At 65.3% G+C, this 17,962-nt stretch carries 16 protein-coding genes; 11 read left to right on the forward strand and 5 right to left on the reverse strand.

The annotated features are described in order from the left end of the window. Positions 1-66 precede the first annotated feature (66 nt). The 7 genes from GUV69_RS20035 to GUV69_RS20065 all read left to right on the forward strand — a co-directional run bounded on the left by GUV69_RS20035 (position 67) and on the right by GUV69_RS20065 (position 8,506). Complete coding sequence (locus GUV69_RS20035) at positions 67-1,083, forward strand: magnesium and cobalt transport protein CorA (protein ID WP_164205601.1); 1,017 nt, start codon at positions 67-69, stop codon at positions 1,081-1,083. A 130-nt stretch (positions 1,084-1,213) separates the two neighbouring features. Next, positions 1,214-1,852 (forward strand): hypothetical protein, encoded by a 639-nt coding sequence (locus tag GUV69_RS20040; protein WP_164205603.1) that lies wholly within the window; start codon positions 1,214-1,216, stop codon positions 1,850-1,852. After that, a complete protein-coding gene (locus tag GUV69_RS20045) occupies positions 1,852-2,082 on the forward strand; it encodes a helix-turn-helix domain-containing protein (RefSeq protein WP_208786682.1) in 231 nt (76 codons plus the stop codon). The genes GUV69_RS20040 and GUV69_RS20045 overlap by 1 nt, the downstream gene beginning before the upstream one ends. 60 nt (positions 2,083-2,142) lie before the next feature. Then, the gene (locus GUV69_RS20050; protein WP_431197119.1) at positions 2,143-3,189 is read left to right on the forward strand and encodes an o-succinylbenzoate synthase; all 1,047 of its coding nucleotides are present in this window, start codon (positions 2,143-2,145) and stop codon (positions 3,187-3,189) included. Positions 3,190-3,357: 168 nt separating this feature from the next. Next, positions 3,358-5,433, forward strand: a complete 2,076-nt coding sequence (locus tag GUV69_RS20055; RefSeq protein WP_164205608.1) for a PhoX family protein — start codon at positions 3,358-3,360, stop codon at positions 5,431-5,433. Positions 5,434-5,672: 239 nt separating this feature from the next. Further along, positions 5,673-7,361, forward strand: coding sequence for a 2-succinyl-5-enolpyruvyl-6-hydroxy-3-cyclohexene-1-carboxylic-acid synthase (gene menD / locus GUV69_RS20060; protein ID WP_164206823.1), 1,689 nt, complete (start codon positions 5,673-5,675; stop codon positions 7,359-7,361). 170 nt (positions 7,362-7,531) lie between these two features. Beyond that, the gene (locus GUV69_RS20065; RefSeq protein ID WP_164205610.1) at positions 7,532-8,506 is read left to right on the forward strand and encodes a type IV toxin-antitoxin system AbiEi family antitoxin domain-containing protein; all 975 of its coding nucleotides are present in this window, start codon (positions 7,532-7,534) and stop codon (positions 8,504-8,506) included. 75 nt (positions 8,507-8,581) lie between these two features. Here the strand turns inward: GUV69_RS20065 and GUV69_RS20070 are convergent, their stop codons facing one another. From GUV69_RS20070 to GUV69_RS20085, 4 genes are all read right to left on the reverse strand, one after another. Next, positions 8,582-9,385, reverse strand: coding sequence for an amino acid ABC transporter ATP-binding protein (locus tag GUV69_RS20070; protein ID WP_164205612.1), 804 nt, complete (start codon positions 9,383-9,385; stop codon positions 8,582-8,584). 11 nt (positions 9,386-9,396) lie between these two features. Continuing rightward, entirely contained in the window at positions 9,397-10,188 is a 792-nt protein-coding gene (locus GUV69_RS20075; RefSeq protein ID WP_164205614.1) for an amino acid ABC transporter permease, read from the reverse strand. Between the two features lie 109 nt (positions 10,189-10,297). Further along, positions 10,298-11,101, reverse strand: coding sequence for an ABC transporter substrate-binding protein (locus GUV69_RS20080; protein WP_164205617.1), 804 nt, complete (start codon positions 11,099-11,101; stop codon positions 10,298-10,300). 214 nt (positions 11,102-11,315) lie between these two features. Beyond that, positions 11,316-12,659: an isochorismate synthase gene (locus tag GUV69_RS20085; RefSeq protein ID WP_164205618.1), complete on the reverse strand. Its 1,344-nt coding sequence runs from the start codon at positions 12,657-12,659 to the stop codon at positions 11,316-11,318. A 125-nt stretch (positions 12,660-12,784) separates the two neighbouring features. On the opposite strand from GUV69_RS20085, the gene GUV69_RS20090 reads away from it, so the two are divergent. The 4 genes from GUV69_RS20090 (at position 12,785) to GUV69_RS20105 (ending at position 17,321) form a co-directional block, all read left to right on the forward strand. Then, on the forward strand, positions 12,785-13,573 hold the full coding sequence (locus tag GUV69_RS20090) for a demethylmenaquinone methyltransferase (RefSeq protein ID WP_244292806.1): 789 nt from the start codon (positions 12,785-12,787) through the stop codon (positions 13,571-13,573). Between the two features lie 5 nt (positions 13,574-13,578). Beyond that, entirely contained in the window at positions 13,579-14,910 is a 1,332-nt protein-coding gene (locus tag GUV69_RS20095) for a geranylgeranyl reductase family protein (protein WP_164205620.1), read from the forward strand. Further along, positions 14,907-16,007 (forward strand): polyprenyl synthetase family protein, encoded by a 1,101-nt coding sequence (locus tag GUV69_RS20100; RefSeq protein WP_164205622.1) that lies wholly within the window; start codon positions 14,907-14,909, stop codon positions 16,005-16,007. The genes GUV69_RS20095 and GUV69_RS20100 overlap by 4 nt, the downstream gene beginning before the upstream one ends. 483 nt (positions 16,008-16,490) lie before the next feature. Next, positions 16,491-17,321 (forward strand): type IV toxin-antitoxin system AbiEi family antitoxin domain-containing protein, encoded by an 831-nt coding sequence (locus GUV69_RS20105; protein ID WP_164205624.1) that lies wholly within the window; start codon positions 16,491-16,493, stop codon positions 17,319-17,321. 204 nt (positions 17,322-17,525) lie between these two features. On the opposite strand, the gene GUV69_RS20110 is transcribed toward GUV69_RS20105, so the two are convergent. Next, the gene (locus GUV69_RS20110) at positions 17,526-17,951 is read right to left on the reverse strand and encodes a hypothetical protein (protein WP_164205626.1); all 426 of its coding nucleotides are present in this window, start codon (positions 17,949-17,951) and stop codon (positions 17,526-17,528) included. Positions 17,952-17,962 lie beyond the last annotated feature (11 nt).

Genomic DNA, 17,962 nt, shown 5'->3' on the forward strand with positions numbered 1-17,962 from the left:
ACCCATATGGATATGCGTTGGAAGGGGCTGTTGGCGGCAGGTTCTGAAGGGTCTAACGTCACAGCCATGACCATCATCGACAACGCGGTGTACGTGGACGGGCTGCGGACGGCGGACCCCGAAAACCTCGACGAGACGTACTTCGTGCTGAGGCAGCGCGAAGGGATGGCGTGGATCGGCCTCTACCGGCCCACCGCCGTGGAACTCCGCTCCGTGGCGGAAGAATTCGACCTCAACTCTTTGGCCGTGGATGACGCCCTGGCCGGACACCAGCGCGCCAAGCTGGAGCACTACGGCGAATGCGTCTTCCTGGTCCTCCGGCCCGCCCGCTACCTGGACGACGTGGAGAAGGTGAACTTCGGTGAGATCCACGTCTTTGTCGGTGCCGACTATGTGATCACCGTCCGCCACGCCGAATCCCCCGATCTGGCGAGGGTCCGACGCCGGATGGAAGCCATGCCGGGGTTCCTCGCCCTCGGCCCGGACGCGGTGCTCTACGGCATTCTGGACCAGGTGGTGGACGAATATGAGCCTGTCGCAGCCGGCCTGGAGAACGATGTGGACGAGATTGAGGACGACCTGTTCGGGGCCGATCCGGACGTCTCACGGCGGATCTACGAGCTGTCCCGTCAGGTCATCACGTTCCAGCGTGCCACGAGTCCGCTGGTCGGTATTCTCCAGGCGCTCATGGCGGGAGCGCCGGACCGGGTGCCCGGGACTGAACTCCAGGAGCATTACCGCGACGTGCTGGACCACGTCATCCGGCTCAACGAACGTGTGGCCTCTTTCCGCGCGCTGCTGCAGAACGCCCTGGCCGTCAATGCCGCCCTCGTGGCCCAGCGCCAGAATGACGAGATGCGCCGGCTCGCCGAATCCAGCATCGCCCAGAACGAACAGGTCAAACGCATATCCTCGTGGGCGGCCATCCTGTTCGCGCCGACGCTGGTGGCGTCGATCTACGGCATGAACTTCCGGGACATGCCCGAGCTCAACTGGCTGTTCGGTTACCCCTTCGCCTTGGGCCTGATGGTTGCCATGGGACTTGGCCTCTACCTGACCTTCAAGCGCAACAAGTGGATCTAGGGTCTCCGGGCGCCTAGGCGGCTGCGGGCCGGGGCGGGGGTCAACCGGGCCGTTGACGCGCAGGGGCGTGTGGCGGTAACTTATCGATTATCGTTATTAACGAATGTCGATAATACTCATTGGGGGAGCCATGAAACTGACCAAGGACACTGCCGGGCCGCAGAATAGCGGCAAGAAGTTCGTCTCGAGGGCGGATGCGGTTTTTCTTATGATCATCTCGTCCGCCGTGGCGGTCTTGACCACCGGCCTGACAGTCGCAGGGATCATCGGGTACTTCAGTGGGCCTGTGACGCTGGAGCTTCCCATAGCCTCAACGCAGCGGGCTGTCAGCGGACTGGAATTGGAATCCACCGGGCACTTCTCGTCGTTGGTGGCCACTATTCCTGACATGCCCGCCGGCCCCGGGGAGCTTTTGGCTTGGGGTGCGGCCCTGAACCAGGCGGGGTTACTGGCCGTTCTGACACTGGTGTTTGTGCTGGCTTACCGGCTCCGCAGCGCAATCCTGTTCACGCCCGGATCGGTGTGGACCGTGGGGGCCTGCGGCGCGGTGCTGGCATTGGCCGGGACGGTGGGCCAAGTTCTCGACGCGGGTGCAAGAAACCGGCTGGCGGAAATGATCGCGGCAAACGGGCGAACGCCGGGGGAGTCCTTCGCCTTCTCTGCCGAGTTCGATCTCTGGCCCTTGGGAGTAGGCCTGATCCTCGTCCTGGTTGCTGGCGTCTTCCAGTACGGCCGCCGGCTCCAGACAGACACGGACGGGCTGGTTTGATGCCAGCCGACGACTCCGACATCCACTGCCGCCTTGACGAGCTGCTGGAAGCGCGGGGGATGACGTTGACGGAACTCAGCAAGATGGTGGGTGTGAGCCTGGTGAACCTGTCCGTGCTGAAGAACGACCGCGCCCGGGCCATCCGGTTCTCCACCCTCACCGCGATCTGCGACGCCCTGGACTGCCAGGTGGGTGACCTGCTGGTGACCGTCCCGCGGACTGGCGCCTGACACACTTGCTGCCGACGCGCTGAGTCCAGAGCTGCCCGTCCCCGCTTGTACAGTGAACCCATGCCTTCCCCGGTCCCGCGTCCGATGCCGTCCTTCGGATTTCCCGCCCTTGATGAGCTGCTGGCGTCCGCGCATGTGGTGAGCCTGCCAATGCGGGTGAAGTTCCGGGGCATCATGGAGCGCGAAACCCTGCTGCTGCGCGGCCCCCTCGGCTGGGGCGAGTTCTGCCCCTTCCCTGAATACGACGACGCCGAGGCCTCCCGCTGGCTCGCCGCCGCGATCGAGGCAGGCTGGGTTGGTTTTCCGGAGCCGGTCCGGCAGGTGATTCCGGTCAACGCCACAGTCCCCGCCGTCTCGGCGGACCGGGTGCCCGAGGTTTTGGCCCAGTTCGGCCGGGTGGACGCCGTCAAGATCAAGGTGGCCGAACGCGGGCAAACGTTCGACGACGACTACGCCCGGGTTGCCGCCGTCCGGTCTGCATTGCCGGACGCAGCCATCCGGGTCGACGCCAACGGCGGCTGGGACGTACCGACCGCGGTGGAGGCACTGACGCGGCTCGCCGACGTCGGGCTTGAATACGCGGAGCAGCCCGTGCCCACCATTGAGGGGCTCGCGGAGGTGCGCTCGCAGCTGCGGGCGGCGGGGACGCCGGTGCTGATTGCTGCGGATGAGAGCGTGCGCAAAGAGTCCGACCCCCTGCGCGTGGCCCGGGCCGGCGCGGCCGATCTGCTGGTTGTTAAGGTTGCACCGCTCGGGGGAGTGCGGCGCGCACTGGACATCGTGGCACAGGCGGGACTGCCCGCCGTCGTCAGTTCCGCGCTGGACACGTCCGTGGGCATCCGCGCCGGGCTGGCGCTGGCGGCTTCCCTTCCGGACCTGCCGTATGCCTGCGGGCTGGGGACCGTCTCCCTGTTTGAATCGGACATCACCCTGGATCCGCTGGTGGCCGACGACGGCGCCATCCGCCTCCGCGACGCCGCCGCCGACGCCGGGCTGCTTGAGCGGTATGCCGCCCCGGTTGAGCGAAGGGACTGGTGGCTGGACCGCCTCCGCCGCGTGCACGCCCTCCTCACCCCCACCTCCCCCCAGGTACGCTCTCTCACTTAACGCGGGTTTTTCACCAACGCTCTCTCACTTAATGTGGGTTTTTCGCCAACGCTCTCGCAGTTTCCGCAGGTCACCGGCGGTTAACCGGAACTTCACTTGGCGGATGGCTGCGCGTCGAAACCGGCTGACAGGGTGGCCGGGACCCGATCGTCTTATTGGAGGCAACCCTTGTCTGAAACGACATCCCGCAAGTTCACCCTGCTACCCATGCTTGGCCATACGAAGGGCAAGCGCAGTGCCGTTACCTGCGCGCTCAAGTGTGACAACGCCTGCGCCGGCGAAGTCTGCAACACCAGCTCCAACAGCTACTTCCGCGACATCGCGTCCGCCACCATGTCCCGCCGCGCCGCCCTGGGCTTTGGCGCCGCCGGTGCGCTCGCCGTCGTACTCGGCAGCGCTGTTACCTCCGCGGAACCTGCCGTTGCCGGCGGTCCGGGGCTGGCACCCGCCGCGAAGGAGGGCTTCTCCAAGTCGAAGCTTAAGTTCACGCCGATCGCTCCGGTGGACGCCGCCGTCGATGCGATGACCGTTCCGGAAGGCTTCACCTGGCAGCCCGTCATCCGCTGGGGCGACCCCATCTTCAAGGGCGCCCCGGACTTCGACCTGAACAACCAGACTGCCAAGGCGCAGGAACAGCAGTTCGGCTACAACAACGACTACACGGACATCCTTGAGATCCCGGGCACCAAGGGCCGCCGCGCTGTGCTGTTCGCCAACCACGAATACACCAACGAGAACATCATGTTCCCGGCCACCATGCCCGATGCCCAAAAGCGTGCGGTGGGTGCCGCTGCGCACGGTTTGACCGTCGTCGAGCTCGAACGCAAGAACACCACCAAGCCGTGGACCTACGTCCAGGGCGCGGAGCTGAACCGCCGCTACCTGAACAACACGGTCTACGAACTGACGGGTCCGGCCGCCGGCTCCGCGCTCGTTCAGACGAAGGACGATCCCGAAGGCCGCTTCATCAAGGGCACGCTCGGCAACTGCGCCGGCGGCACCACCCCCTGGGGCACCATCCTCTCCGGTGAGGAAAACTTCAACGGCTACTTCCGTTCGCCGGGGACGTCTCCTGAGGACAAGCGCTACGGCCTCACCGACAAGGCAACTGCCCGCAACTGGGAGGCGGACGACCCCCGGTTCGACACGCGCAACGACAAGTACAAGAACGAAGCCAACCGTTTCGGCTACATCGTCGAAGTTGACCCGTTCGATCCCAAGTCCACCCCGAAGAAGCACTCCTCGCTGGGCCGTTTCAAGCATGAGGGCGCCAACGTGATCATCGCCGAGTCCGGCCACGTGGTGGCGTACTCCGGCGACGACGAGCGTTTCGATTACCTCTACAAGTTCGTCTCCAAGGCCAAATACCGCGAAGGCGACCGCAAGCACAATATGACGCTGCTCTCCGAAGGCAACCTCTACGTCGCCAAGTTCACGGGCAACTCGCCTGTCGCCGAAATCGACGGCAAGGGCACGGTTCCGGCCGACGGCTCCTTCGACGGCACCGGTAAGTGGCTGCCGCTGGTTGAGAACGGGGCGTCCTGCGTGCCCGGAATGTCCGTCGAAGAGATCCTGGTTTATACCCGCGTTGCCGCCGACAAGGTTGGCCCCACCAAGATGGACCGCGCCGAAGACGTCGAGCCCAGCCTCCACACCGGCAAGGTCTACGTCGCCTGCACCAATAACTCTGACCGCGGCAAGGCAGGGAAGGAAGGCGCCACCGAGATCAACCCGCGCAACGAGAACCGCGACGGGCACATCGTGGAAATCACCGAAACCGGCGACCAGACCTCCACGAACTTCACCTGGAACCTGCTGATGGTCTGCGGCGATCCGGCACAGGGCGACGTCACCTACTTCTCCGGGTTCCCGGTGGACAAGGTCTCGCCCATCTCCTGCCCGGACAACCTCGCGTTCGACTCCGTGGGCAACCTGTGGATCTCCACCGACGGCGCCCCATCAGGCATCGGCAAGGCTGACGGCCTTTTCAAGGTCACCCTTGAAGGCGCCGAGCGCGGCAAGGTGGAACAGTTCCTGGCCGTTCCGCGCGACGGCGAAACCTGTGGACCCATCATCCACGACGACGAGCGCACCGTTTTCGTCGCCGTGCAGCACCCGGGCGAGGACGGCTCCTTCGACAAGCAGCTTTCCTTCTTCCCGGACTACGTTGCGGAAGGTACGACGCCGGCCCGCGGTCAGGCGCGCGCGCCCCGTCCGTCAGTGGTCCAGGTGTTCCGCGGCTAGTTCCGCTGCCGCGCCTCCGGCAGCCGGCCGCCTCCCCGCCTGCCTCCCCGCAGGACGCTCTCTCACTTAATGCGGGTTTTTGGCCAACGCTCTATCACTTCCTGCTGCTCCGGCGGCGGGAAGTGATAGAGCGTTTGGTTTAAACCGACATTAAGTGAGAGAGCGTTCGGGGGTGGCAGACTGGTTCGGTGACTTCCCTGGATGACCCCGCCCCCGAAACGCACTCCTCAGCCTTGCCCATGACCGCGCTGGAGGCGGCACGGACCGCCGTCGGCGCCCTGATGGACGGCGGCGTCGAGTACGTGGTGGTCTCGCCCGGATCCCGCTCGGCTCCCATGGCCTATGCCCTGGCCGAAGCGTCAGCAGCGGGACGGGTGGAGCTGCTGGTCCGCAGCGATGAGCGGTCCGCCGGCTTCACGGCGCTGGGTCTCGCCCTGTCCACCGGCACCCCGGCGGCCGTCGTCACCACGTCCGGCTCCGCCGTCGGGAATCTTATGCCGGCCGTGATGGAAGCGAACCATGCCGCCGTGCCCTTGGTGGTTCTGTCGGCGGACCGGCCCGAAGAGCTGCTGGGGACCGGCGCCAACCAGACCACCATCCAGATGGATCTGTTCGGCGAGCACGTCCGCTTTGCCGCGGATGTCCCCGCCGGCAGCAGCCCGCTCCGCGCCGTGGAAACGGCGTTGGCCGCAGCGACCGGCGCGTTCTCCGAGCTCGCGCCCGGTCCCGTCCAGCTGAACCTCGCCTTCCGCGACCCGCTGGTGCCGGCACCAGGGGAGGAGCTTCCGACGGCGGCCGGTCGCCCGAAATTCCGCGTCGGCACCGAGCCGCTCACCATGAGCCTCCAGCCGGCCTCAGCTTCCCTTGCGGAGCGGCGCACTGTGGTGCTGGCAGGGCACGACGCCGGTCCGGTCGCCGAAGCGTTCGCCCGCGCCCACGGACTGCCGCTGCTGGCGGAGCCGTCCTCCAACGCCCGCTTCGGGCCGAATGCGGTGGGCCCGTACCGGCTGCTGCTGGAGCCCTTCGGGCCGTCCTCGGCGCAGCCAATCGAACGCGTGGTGCTCTTCGGCCGCCCCACGCTGTCCCGGCCGGTTTCCGCGCTGCTGGCCCGGGCGGATGTGCCGTCCGCCCTCTACCAGCCGGTTCCCGTCGCCTGGTATGAACCCGGCCGGCGCACCGAACTGCCGCTGGAAAACCTGGCCGACCTCGCCGAATTCGCCGGCCGCGGCCCGTCCGACTGGCTGGACACCTGGCTGCTGGCGGGGTCCGCCGCACAGCACGCCCTTGACGCCGTCCTCGCGGCAGAGCCCCACGCCACCGGCCCGTCCGCGGCCGCACTCGTATGGGGCAGTGCCCGTGGCCAGCTGATGTTGGGGTCCTCCAACGGGATCCGCGACGTGGACCTGGCCGGGCTGCCCGCATCGGAACCCGGCGCCACCGTCTACGCCAACCGCGGCTTGTCCGGTATCGACGGCACCATCTCCACCGCCACCGGAATCGCCCTCGGCGGCCGGCAGGAAACCACTGTGCTGCTGGGTGACGTCACGTTCCTGCACGACGCCGGCGGGCTGCTTCTCGGTGCCGGCGAGGCTTCCCCGGACCTGCGGATCGTGGTGCTCAACGACGCCGGCGGGGCCATCTTCGACCTGCTTGAACACGGGGCGGTGCGCCAGGCGGGAGGCTACGCGGACGCCGTCGAGCGCCTCTTCGCCACCCCGCACTCGGTGGACCTCGCGGCACTCGCTGCAGCGTACGGCGTCGGGCACTGCTCGGTGAGTACGACGGCGGGTCTCGCCGAGGCGCTCGCCCGGCCGATCAAGGGGCGCAGCATCGTGGAAGTCCGTATGGACCGGGCGGGCCTGCGGGACCTGCACGCCCGGATCAAGGCGGCCGTGTCCGCAGCAGTCTCGCGGGTCCTGGGCGGCTGACACCCTCTCGGCCGGAGGACGCGCTTTCGGCACTGGGACACCCGCATCCGCGTGTCCCGGTGCCGGTCGCGAGTCCCCGGCCCGGATCCGTGTCCTGATGTTGGGGCGGGTTGTCCACATAGCGGCCCAGCGGGCTTCACGTCGCCGGCCGCCAGTGAAATCTTGGGGTGATGACAGTCCTCCCCAAGCTGGTCCTGACGCGGGATCTTGCGTCGATAGGTGTGAGCACCCGTCAGTTGCCGGCGGCAGTCAGAGCCGGCGCACTCGTGCGCATCCGCCAAGGCGTCTATGTTGACGCGGCCGCATGGAAGGGCCTCCAGCCGTGGGATCAGTACAGAGTCCGGATCGAGGCCGCGGCGGAGACCTGTCAGTCGCTGACTATCTTCTCGCATCATTCGGCTGCCGCGACCATGGGAATCCCCACCATTGACCGTGGCCAGCCTGTGCATGCACTGACCACCTTCAAGGGTGGCGGTAGGTCACGGGCCGGCATCCGCCGGCACTTGGTTGCGCCCGGAAGGATCGACGCCCATGAACTCGGCGGGCTCCTGATCACCTCCCGCGTCCAGACCGTACTGGATATCGCCGCCTTCGTTCCATTTGCCGAGGCATTGGTTCCGCTGGACCATGTTCTGAAGCCAGATGCCACCCGCGGCCTGCCGGCGTTGACCAAAGATGAATTGATGGGCGCTCTGCCAGGGCTGTATACGCCCGCAGCCGAGCGGCGCGTTATGGCGGCGCTCGAGTTTTCAGATCCCGCGTCTGGCTCGGCTAATGAGTCCTACAGCCGAGGAATGATCCATGTGGCGGGGTTCACGGCACCAACTCTGCAGTACGAAATCTGCAACAGCAAGGGCCGCGTGGGCTGGTCGGATTTTTATTGGGAGGGCAGCCGGACAGTTGGTGAATTCGATGGGTTCGCCAAGTACGAGAAGGCGGAGTACCTCAAGGGCCGGACACCCGGCCAAGTGGTGGTTGCCGAGAAGATGCGGGAAGACAACATCCGGGCCACCGGCCGCAACGTGGTGCGCTGGGTCTGGTCGGATCTGTGGACGGCGGGCGAACTGGAACGGAAGTTGTCGGAGGCGGGGGTCCCACGCCGTCGTCGGCCCTCCGTAGGACACGGCACAGGCCGGGGGACGTAGAAACGGTCCGGGGACACCCGTTAACAGGTGTCCCCGGACCGTTTGCGTGTCCTCGGGCGAGGCGAGAGGCCCGGCCTACTCCTCGATCTCGATGTGGGTCGGGTCCAGGACGCGGCGCAGGAACTCCTTGGTGCGGGCCTGGGTGGGGGCGGAAATGACCTGCTCGGCCACACCTTCCTCCACTACCACCCCGCCGTCCATGAAGACCACGCGGTCGGCGACTTCGCGGGCGAAGCCCATCTCGTGCGTGACCACCAGCATGGTCATGCCTTCCTTGGCCAGGTTCCGCATGACCGAGAGGACATCGCCCACGGTCTCGGGGTCCAGCGCGGAGGTGGGCTCATCGAAGAGCATCAGTTCGGGGTTCATGCTCAGAGCCCGGGCAATGGCGACGCGCTGCTGCTGGCCGCCGGAGAGCTGGTCCGGAAAACGGTCGGCCAGGTGTCCCAGGCCCACACGCTCCAGGTTGTGCCGGGCCACCTTGGTGGCCTCTTCCTGGGAGCGCTTGAGCACCTTGGTCTGCGCGATGGTGCAGTTGGCCGTGGCATTCAGGTGCGGGAACAGGTTGAACTGCTGGAACACCATGCCCACCTTGCGGCGCATCTTGTCGATGTCCACGTCGGGGTGGGTGGCTTCAAAGCCGCCCACATGGATGGCGCCCTCATTCGGCTGCTCCAGGAGGTTGACGCAGCGCAGGAGCGTGGACTTGCCGGAGCCGGACGGGCCGATCAGACACACCACTTCGCCGGGCGCCACGTCCAGGCTGATGCCCTTGAGGACTTCGTTGGACCCGTATGACTTGCGCAGGTCCTTGATGGAAACCCCGGCCGCGTGGATGGTGCCGGTGCTGCCGGAGGAGGAATTTACGACGTCGTTCATGGCTTCCCTGCCTATCGCTTGGTCCGCGCGGAGCGGCTTTCGAACTTCCGGGCCAGGAGGCTCAGGGGGATGGTGATGACAAGGTAGAAGGCGCCGGCCACGAGCAGCGGCGTCAGGCCGGCACCCAGGCTGGAGATGCCGTCGCGGCCGAACTTGGTCAGCTCATACTGCGAGGCGGTCAGGCCCAGGACGTAGATCAGCGAGGAGTCCTTGGTCAGGAGGATGACCTCGTTGGTCAGCGGCGGAAGCACAATCTTGAACGCCTGCGGAATCACGATGGACACCATGGCCCGCCACTGCGGCATGCCCAGCGAACGGGCGGCTTCCAGCTGCCCCTTGGGCACAGCCTGCAGGCCGGCGCGGAGGGTTTCAGCGATATATGCCGAGGCCACCATACCCAGGGAGATCATGACGATCAGGGTGACGTTCCACTGCACGCCAAACGCAAGCGGGACCCCGTAGCCGAATGCGATGAACACCAGCAGTGCCGGGACGCCGCGGAAGAATTCGATGTAGCCGGTGGCGATCCAACGGTATAGCGGAAAGGTGGAGAGCTTCATCAGGGCCAGCAGGAGGCCGCCGGAAAGCCCCACCACGAAGCCGAGGAACGTATAGACCAGGGTGTTCTTGAGGCCAACCAGGAAGATGTCCGGGAACATCGGGCCGATCTTGGCGAAGTTGAAGACGCTGTTGCCGACCGTCTTCCAGTCGATGGTCAGGACCAGCGCGGCCACGGCCACAACAAAGATGCCGATCTGGATGTACAGGCTTACTCTGGCCCGTTGACGTGCGGTCATTGCCATGAGGTGCTCACATTCATTTGCGTGGCTGAGGCCCCTGACGGACTGCGGTGCAGTTCATCAGGGGCCCCAGCGGCGTAATTCTTAGGGCTCTGAAGTTCAGTCCAGGAACTTACTTGGCGGTCTCGCCGAACCAGGTGGTCTCGAACTTCTCCAGGCTGCCGTCATCCTTCAGGCGCTTGAGGGTGGCGTTGACCTTCTCGGTCATGGCGGTGTTCCCCTTCTTGATGGAGATGCCCAGCTTCTCGCCGGTGGTGTAGTCCTCCACGCGCTTGAACTTGGGATCGTCCTTGATGGCGTAGGCCAGGATGGACTGGTTGCCCAGGGCGGCGTCGATGGTGCCGGCAAGCAGAGCCTGGATCAGGAGGCCGCTGTCTTCGAACTGCTGCGCGTCGATGCCGTTTTCTGAAGCGTACTTGGCGCCGGTGGTGGCCTGCTGGACGCCGACCTTCTTGCCCTTGGCGCTGTTGATGTCAGTGATCCCGGACGCCGTGGTGGCCACGAGGGTGAGGTCATCGTCCATGTAGGGGTCGGAGAAGTCCATGACCGACTTGCGGACGTCCGTGATGGACACCGAGGAGATGGAAAGGTCACAGCCGGTCAGGGCGGTGCCGGTCTCGATGGCTTCGAAGGAGCTGTCCACCACGCTGAGTTCGGCGTTGAGGTCCTTGGCTACCTCGTTGGCGATATCGATGTCGAAACCAACAATCTGGCCGTCCTTCTGGAATTCGAAGGGCTCGTAGGGGATGTCCGAGCAGACCGTGAGCTTGCCGGCGTTGATGAGCTGGACGCCGCCTTCGGATGCGGCCGGAGTGGTCGTTCCGCCGCCGCAGGCAGTGAGGGTGAGTGCGCCGGCGGCCAGGATTGCTGCTGCCTTGGCGGCGATCTTGGCCTGGGCCAGGGACTTGAGCTGCATGTTTTTTACCTTTTGTTGCAGGGGTATGCGGTACTAAATCGGTTCATAGTGTATCGCCGAACGAGAGATGTGCATCACATGAAACTTAGTTTCACTATTGGATAACTAAATCACAGCCTATTTCAAGAGATTATCGCCGGTTCTGTCTGAAACCCCGGACGCCCCGCCCGGCCGAGCCCCTCTCAACGTCCCAGGGGCGTTAGGTGAGCCAGTTCTAACTGGTGATGCCGAGCGATTCCAGCATCGGCCGGAACTTGGCCCACGTCTCAGCGAGCTCGGCCTGGGGCAGGGAACCGTCCACGATGCCGCAGCCGGCATATAACCGCACGGTGTTGGCATCTTCGATAACGGCGCCGCGCAGGGCAATGCCCCACTCGCCGTTGCCCGCCGCATCCAGCCAGCCCACCGGACCCGCGTATGGCCCGCGGTCCAGGTGTTCCAGCTTGCGGATCAGGGCCCCGGCCACCAGCGTGGGTGTGCCGCAGACGGCCGCAGTGGGGTGCAGCGCGTTGATCAGGGCAAGGCACGTAGGCACGTGGCCCTCCACCTCGGTGAGCTCCGCCTTCACGTCCGACGCCAGATGCCACACGTTGGGCAGCTCCAAAATAAAGGGCTCGTCGTGCGCGTTCATGGCTTCGGAAAACGGCGCCAGCTGCGAGGTCAGCGACTGGATCGCGATCTCGTGCTCGTGCCGCTGCTTCTCGGACCCGGCGAGCACGCGCTCGGCGTAGTCCATGGGTATCCCGTCTTCACCGTGTGCATCGCGGCGGTCAAGAGTCCCTGCGAGCACGCGCGCCTGGGCGGTGCGGCCCTCCACCTGGATCAGCATCTCCGGCGTGGCGCCCACCAGGCCGTCCACCCCGTACGTCCAGCATTCGCGGTAGCGTACCGCCAGTTCACGCAGGACCTTCGCGGCATTTACGCCCGAGGGGACCGTGGCCACAATATCCCGGGCCAGCACCAGTTTTTCCAGCGCCCCGGTACGGATTTCCTCCACGCCCGCAGCGACGGCAGCCATCCAGTCTTCCTCGCTCAACGACCCGGTATGCAGCGTTGCTCCGGGAGCCGCCGGCAAAGGGCGTACGACGCCGGCATCCGGTTCGGCGGTGACGTCACCGTGAGTGCTGCCACCGCTCAGCCAGCGGTCCAGGGCGGCGAGGGCGCCCGCTTCGGTGAGTTCGCCGTCGTCGAACGTCAGTTGCGTGACCCAGTACCTGCCGTCGCGGACGCCCACCACGATCTCGGGGACGATCAGGCGCGATTGGTGGGCGGATTTCTTCGAGAAGGCGAAGGATCCGAAGGCCACAGGCCCGGTGCCGGGCAGTTCCACGGAGTCGGTGATGTCCGCTTCGAGGACGAGGTGCCGCCACCAGATATCAGCCTCGAGGAAGCGTTCCGGGCCGGTTGCGGTGAAGCGGGCGATTTCGCCGAAACCCACCAGGCCGGCCTCGCGGCGGGTCCAGCAGAGGACGTCGTCCCGGACCAGGAACTGCGGCAGTCCGCCGGCAGATGCGTTGCCATCCAGGGGGACCGTGAGGGTGCGGAACGTGCTCGTCATGATGAGACAACAGTACTCTGCAGTAGTTCCCGCTGCTTTAAGGGTCAATTTGCAGCACTTTCAGCCCACAGCCCAAGATTCCCCCGCAGTTAGGGGGCCCGCAGAACTTTTGAGACAATGAGCGGGTGAACCGAGCATCCTTGGATAAGCGTCCGGACGAAGTAGCCACGATGTTTGACGACGTCGCACCTAAATACGACGTCGTCAACGATGTCCTGTCCATGGGACAGACGCGCCGCTGGCGCAAGATCGTGGTGGAAGCGGTGGACGCCAAACCCGGACAGCGTGTGCTCGACCTCGCTGCCGGTACCGGCACCTCCAGCGAACCATATGCCGATGCCGGCATAGATGTGGTGGCCTGCGACTTCTCGCTCGGCATGCTGAAGGTGGGCAAGCGCCGCCGCCCGGACATCAACTTTGTTGCCGGGGATGCCACCAACCTGCCGTTTGCGGACAACAGCTTTGACGCCAGCACCATTTCGTTCGGGCTGCGCAACGTCAACGAGCCCAAGAAGGCGCTGGCCGAGATGCTGCGCGTCACCAAGCCCGGCGGCAAGCTGGTCATCGCCGAGTTCTCCGCACCCGTTGTGCCGCTGTGGCGCACGATGTATACCGAGTACCTGATGCGTGCCCTGCCGGCCATCGCCACGAAGGTTGCATCAAACCCGGACGCGTATGTTTACCTCGCCGAGTCCATCCGTGCCTGGCCCGACCAGGACCATCTGGCCGACTGGCTCCAGAACTCGGGCTGGGAAAATGTCACCTACCGCAACCTGACCGGCGGGATTGTTGCGGTCCACCGTGCCACCAAGCGGCTCGACCCGGCGGCCGCCAGCACTCCCGACGGCGCTGCTGCCGCCATTGCCGCGCACAAGGGCCCCGTGGCCAAGCTTCGCCGCAACATCACCCGCTGATACCTGTGACTGTACTGATTGTCGGCGCCGGGCCGGCCGGATCGACTGCTGCCTACTACCTTGCCAAGGCGGGCATCAGCGTGACCGTCCTCGAAAAAACCAGCTTCCCGCGTGAGAAAGTCTGCGGCGACGGCCTCACCCCCCGCGCAGTCCGCGAGATCCAGAAGCTCGGCCTGCCGCACCCCGAAGCGGACGGCTGGCGGCGCAACAAGGGCCTGCGGCTCATTGCCGGCGGGCGGACCGTCGAGTTGCCCTGGCCTGAGGTCTCCGACTTCCCGGAGTACGGCCTGATCCGCACCCGGCTCGGGTTCGACGAAGAACTGGCCCGCCATGCACAGGCTGCCGGCGCCGAAATCCTGGAGCGGCACAGCGTCACTGAAGCCCTGCGCTCGGAAGACGGCCGCGTGACCGGTGTCCGCGCAGCGCTCCTGGATGAGTCCGGACGCAAGACGGGGGAGACGCGCGACTTCAGCGCCGACGTCGTACTCGCAGCTGACGGAAATTCCACACGGACGGCCGTGTCCCTTGGCATCCAGAAGCGCGACGACCGCCCCCTCGGCGTTGCCGTGCGCACCTATTTCACAAGCCCCCGCCACGATGACGACTGGATGGAGGGCTGGCTGGAGCTCCCCGGACGCGACGGCAAGCTGCTCCCCGGCTACGGCTGGGTGTTCGGGGTGGGCGACGGCACCTCGAACGTGGGCCTGGGCATCCTGAACTCCTCCAAGGACTTCGGCCAGCTCGACTACAAGCAGGTCCTGCGCGAATGGACCGCCGGCATGCCCGCAGAGTGGGGCTTCACGCCGGAGAACCAGGTGGGCGATATCCGGGGCGCCGCCCTGCCCATGGGCTTCAACCGGACGCCGCACTACTCGCCCGGGCTGCTCCTGCTGGGCGATGCCGGCGGCATGGTGTCTCCGTTCAACGGCGAGGGCATTTCCTACGCGATGGAGTCTGCGCGATTCGCGGCGGAGTTCATCATTGACGCCTCCGCGCGGTCTTTTGCAGCGGGGTCAACGTACGACGCCGATGCGCACCTCGCCGGGTACGCGGACTATGTGCGGGGGCAGTGGGGATCGCACTTCACGCTGGGCCGGGCGTTTGCCGCGCTGATCGGAAAACCCGCCGTGATGAAACTCGCGCTGCGGACAGGGATGCCCATTCCAGTGCTGATGCGCTTCGTGGTGCGGCTGCTCGCGAACCTGACAGATCCGGCCGCGAAGGGCTTTGAGGACCGGGTGATCCGCGTCATGGAATCGCTGGTTCCGGCCACGTCCAACACCCCGTCGGCTACGAATCAGCGGTATCCGCAACAAAAAGTTAGGGTTAACCCGTGACCAACTCCGCAGACCACAGCTGGACGCATGCCGGGCACGGCCTGCCGGACTCCGAACCCAGCCTCAACACCACTGCCATCGCCACGGGACTGCAGCTGCCCGCAGGCTTTGCGGCCATCGCGGAGGACGCCGAACTGGGCCCCGCCATCACCACCAACCTTGCCCGCGTGGAGAAGAAACTCCGCGAGGCCATTTCCAACTCCGATCCGCTGGCTGACGCAACGTCGCGCCACCTCGTGGAAGCCGGCGGCAAGCGCATCCGGCCGCTGCTGACCCTGCTGTGCGCGCACCTCGGTGATGCTTCGCTGCCCGCCGTTGTCCAGGCGGCCGTGGTGGTGGAACTGACCCACCTCGCCACGCTGTACCACGACGACGTGATGGACTCCGCGCCGTTCCGCCGTGGTGCCCCCACCGCCCACGAGGTCTGGGGCAACTCCGTGGCAGTTCTCACCGGCGACCTCATTTTCGCCCGGGCGTCCATCCTGGTGTCCGAACTGGGCTCCCGTGCCTTGGGCATCCAGGCCCGCACGTTCGAGCGCCTGTGCCTCGGCCAGCTGCACGAAACCGTCGGTCCGCGCCCTGACGAGGACCCGGTGGAGCACTACCTGTCCGTCATCGCGGACAAGACCGGTTCCCTGGTGGCAGCCTCCGGCCAGTTCGGTGCCATCTTCTCCGGCGCCGACGAGGCCTACGAAGACTTGCTGGTGGAATACGGTGAGAAGGTGGGCGTGGCATTCCAGCTCGCCGACGACGTCATTGACGTCACCGGCATCAAGGTCAAGTCCGGCAAATCGCCCGGCACCGACCTCCGGGAAGGCGTCCCGACGCTGCCGGTCCTGTACCTGCGGCGTGATGCCGCCGCCGGTGACCAGTCCGCCGTCGAACTCCTGAAGCTCATTGACGGGGACCTGAGCACGGATGAAGCCCTGGCCGAGGCGGTCGCCGGGCTGCGCGAGCACCCCGTAACCGCCGAATCCTGGGTGGTTGCCCGTCGCTGGGCCGACGAAGCCATCGCGGCGCTGAAGCCGCTGCCGGAGGGCGTTGTGAAGACGTCGCTGTCCAACTTCGCGCTGGCCGTGGTGGACCGCGCCAGCTGATTCTGGATTTCTCTTGGAGCGGGGCCTCGCCGGGGTAAACCTTGGCGGGGCCTCTCTTTTGTTTTGGGGGCTTTGGTTTAGAAAATGCAATAGCCCCGGTTCTCAGCAACGTTACGAGTCACACGCTGCGTCGAACCGGGGCTATATCTCCGTTCGCATCAGACCCGCCGGAGGCGTTTAGCGGATCCGTGAATAGTCTATGACACGTTTGTCACGAATCGCAAGCTAGCTGTCAGGTCGAGTGTCACAGGTTCTTGGGACTTTCGTGGAGCCAGTGGGCTGGCCCTCTTGTTTCTGGCTCCGGACCGATCGAAATGCGTAACTTTTGGGCAGGGCCGGGTGGCACACCACCGGAAACACGGGGATCTTCGTGGGGCAGGCGGCCAATAGTTACGCACTTTTGGAGCTGGCGCACTTCGGAGGTTGTCCACATAGCCCTCTTTAAGTCACGCAGGCGGTGTTCCAGTGGGTCAGCCTGTGTTCGTGGACATCATCGAGTTCCTTCATCGACACGGTGGCGCCGCCCGCGCGTCGCAGTTGACTGCATCCGGGTTCCGCCGGCCAGAGGTTACCAAGGCCGTTACATTGGGTCGGATAGTGAAGGTCAGTCGCGGGGTCTACGGCATTCCCGGCAAGAGTCAGCTCAGCGAGGCCCTAGCCAATGGCGGCCTGCTGACCTGTGTGTCGGCGGCACCCATCTATCAGCTGTGGACTCTGAAGGACGCCCGTGGCCTGCACCTGTGCCGGAGCCATCCTGTGCCCGAACCCAAAATTGTGGAGCACGGCCGCACTAGACACCCCAAGCATGGGTGGCTTCCAGTGGCTGGGCTGGCGGATGTCTTGATTCACAGTCTCCGCTGCCTGCCCGAGCTTGAATCGCTGGTGATGATCCAGTCGGCCGCTGGCAGGCGCGATATTGAACTGGACTTCCTGTATTCCAAATTGCCGGGGCGGCGCAACGGGCAGGCGCGGGCGGTTCTGGACTTGGTGATTCCGAGGGCAGATTCGCTCTTGGAAGTCCTGGCCAACACGCACTTCCGGCGAGCTGGCCTGAGGGTTCTAAGGCATGTTGTCATCCCGGGCGTTGGCGAGGTCGACTTCCTGATCGAGGAATGCCTGGTGGTGGAGACTGACGGGGCTACCCATTTTGAGCCGAAGTCCATCAAACGGGACCAACGGCGGAACAACAGGACCGTCCTGGGCGGCTACCTGGTGCTGCGGTATTACTATGCAGACGTGGTTCACACACCAGAGGAGATGGTGGCGGAGGTCCTCGGCGTCCTGAAACTCAAGCGCGAGGGCAAGTTCAGCTGAGTCCCATGCCCCCGATAGCAGCTTTGTCTGATCCGACGTCTGCTTTGGCCGACACAAATGCGTAAGTTACGAGGCCGTCGGTCACCCTAAAGCCCGGAAAGTCGCGGATCCTCTGCCAGCCCGTTGCTATAAGTTACGCATTTTCGCGTGGGGTGTCCGAGCGAGGAGCCAGAAGGAACGGCCCCAAAAAGAGCCTGAGAAGCCCTAGTCCTCGTCGTCGTTGAAGGCCCACTCGAACATGTCGAAGACGAACTCCGAGAACGTGCCCTCCTCAGATTTCCACTGGCCGCGGGCGTTGTTACGGCGGTAGACGATGGGATCCGGGACGCTGAGATCGCCCACGCGGAAGCCCCAGGTGAACTGTTCCTCCTCGTCCTCGAGGAACATCAGGAAGCCGTCGTCGTCCACTTCCAGCTCTTCGGGATCCCAGAAGTAGTGGTAGGCCTCCATGAGGTCCTCGCAGCCGCCCACCGCCTGGTAGAACTCGCGCAGGACAAGCGGGACCTGGAACTGATGTTCGGCGAGTGCGGTGTCGAGCTCGTCCGGAGACAGGCCGTCCTCTACCTGCCATTCGTCCTCGAGATACTTCGGAACAAGCGCGCGGAACTTCTCGAGGAACATGTCAGTCATGGTCCCAATCC

Source organism: [Micrococcus luteus] ATCC 49442, from assembly GCF_010367585.1.
GTDB classification, from domain to species: domain Bacteria; phylum Actinomycetota; class Actinomycetes; order Actinomycetales; family Micrococcaceae; genus Arthrobacter; species Arthrobacter luteus_A.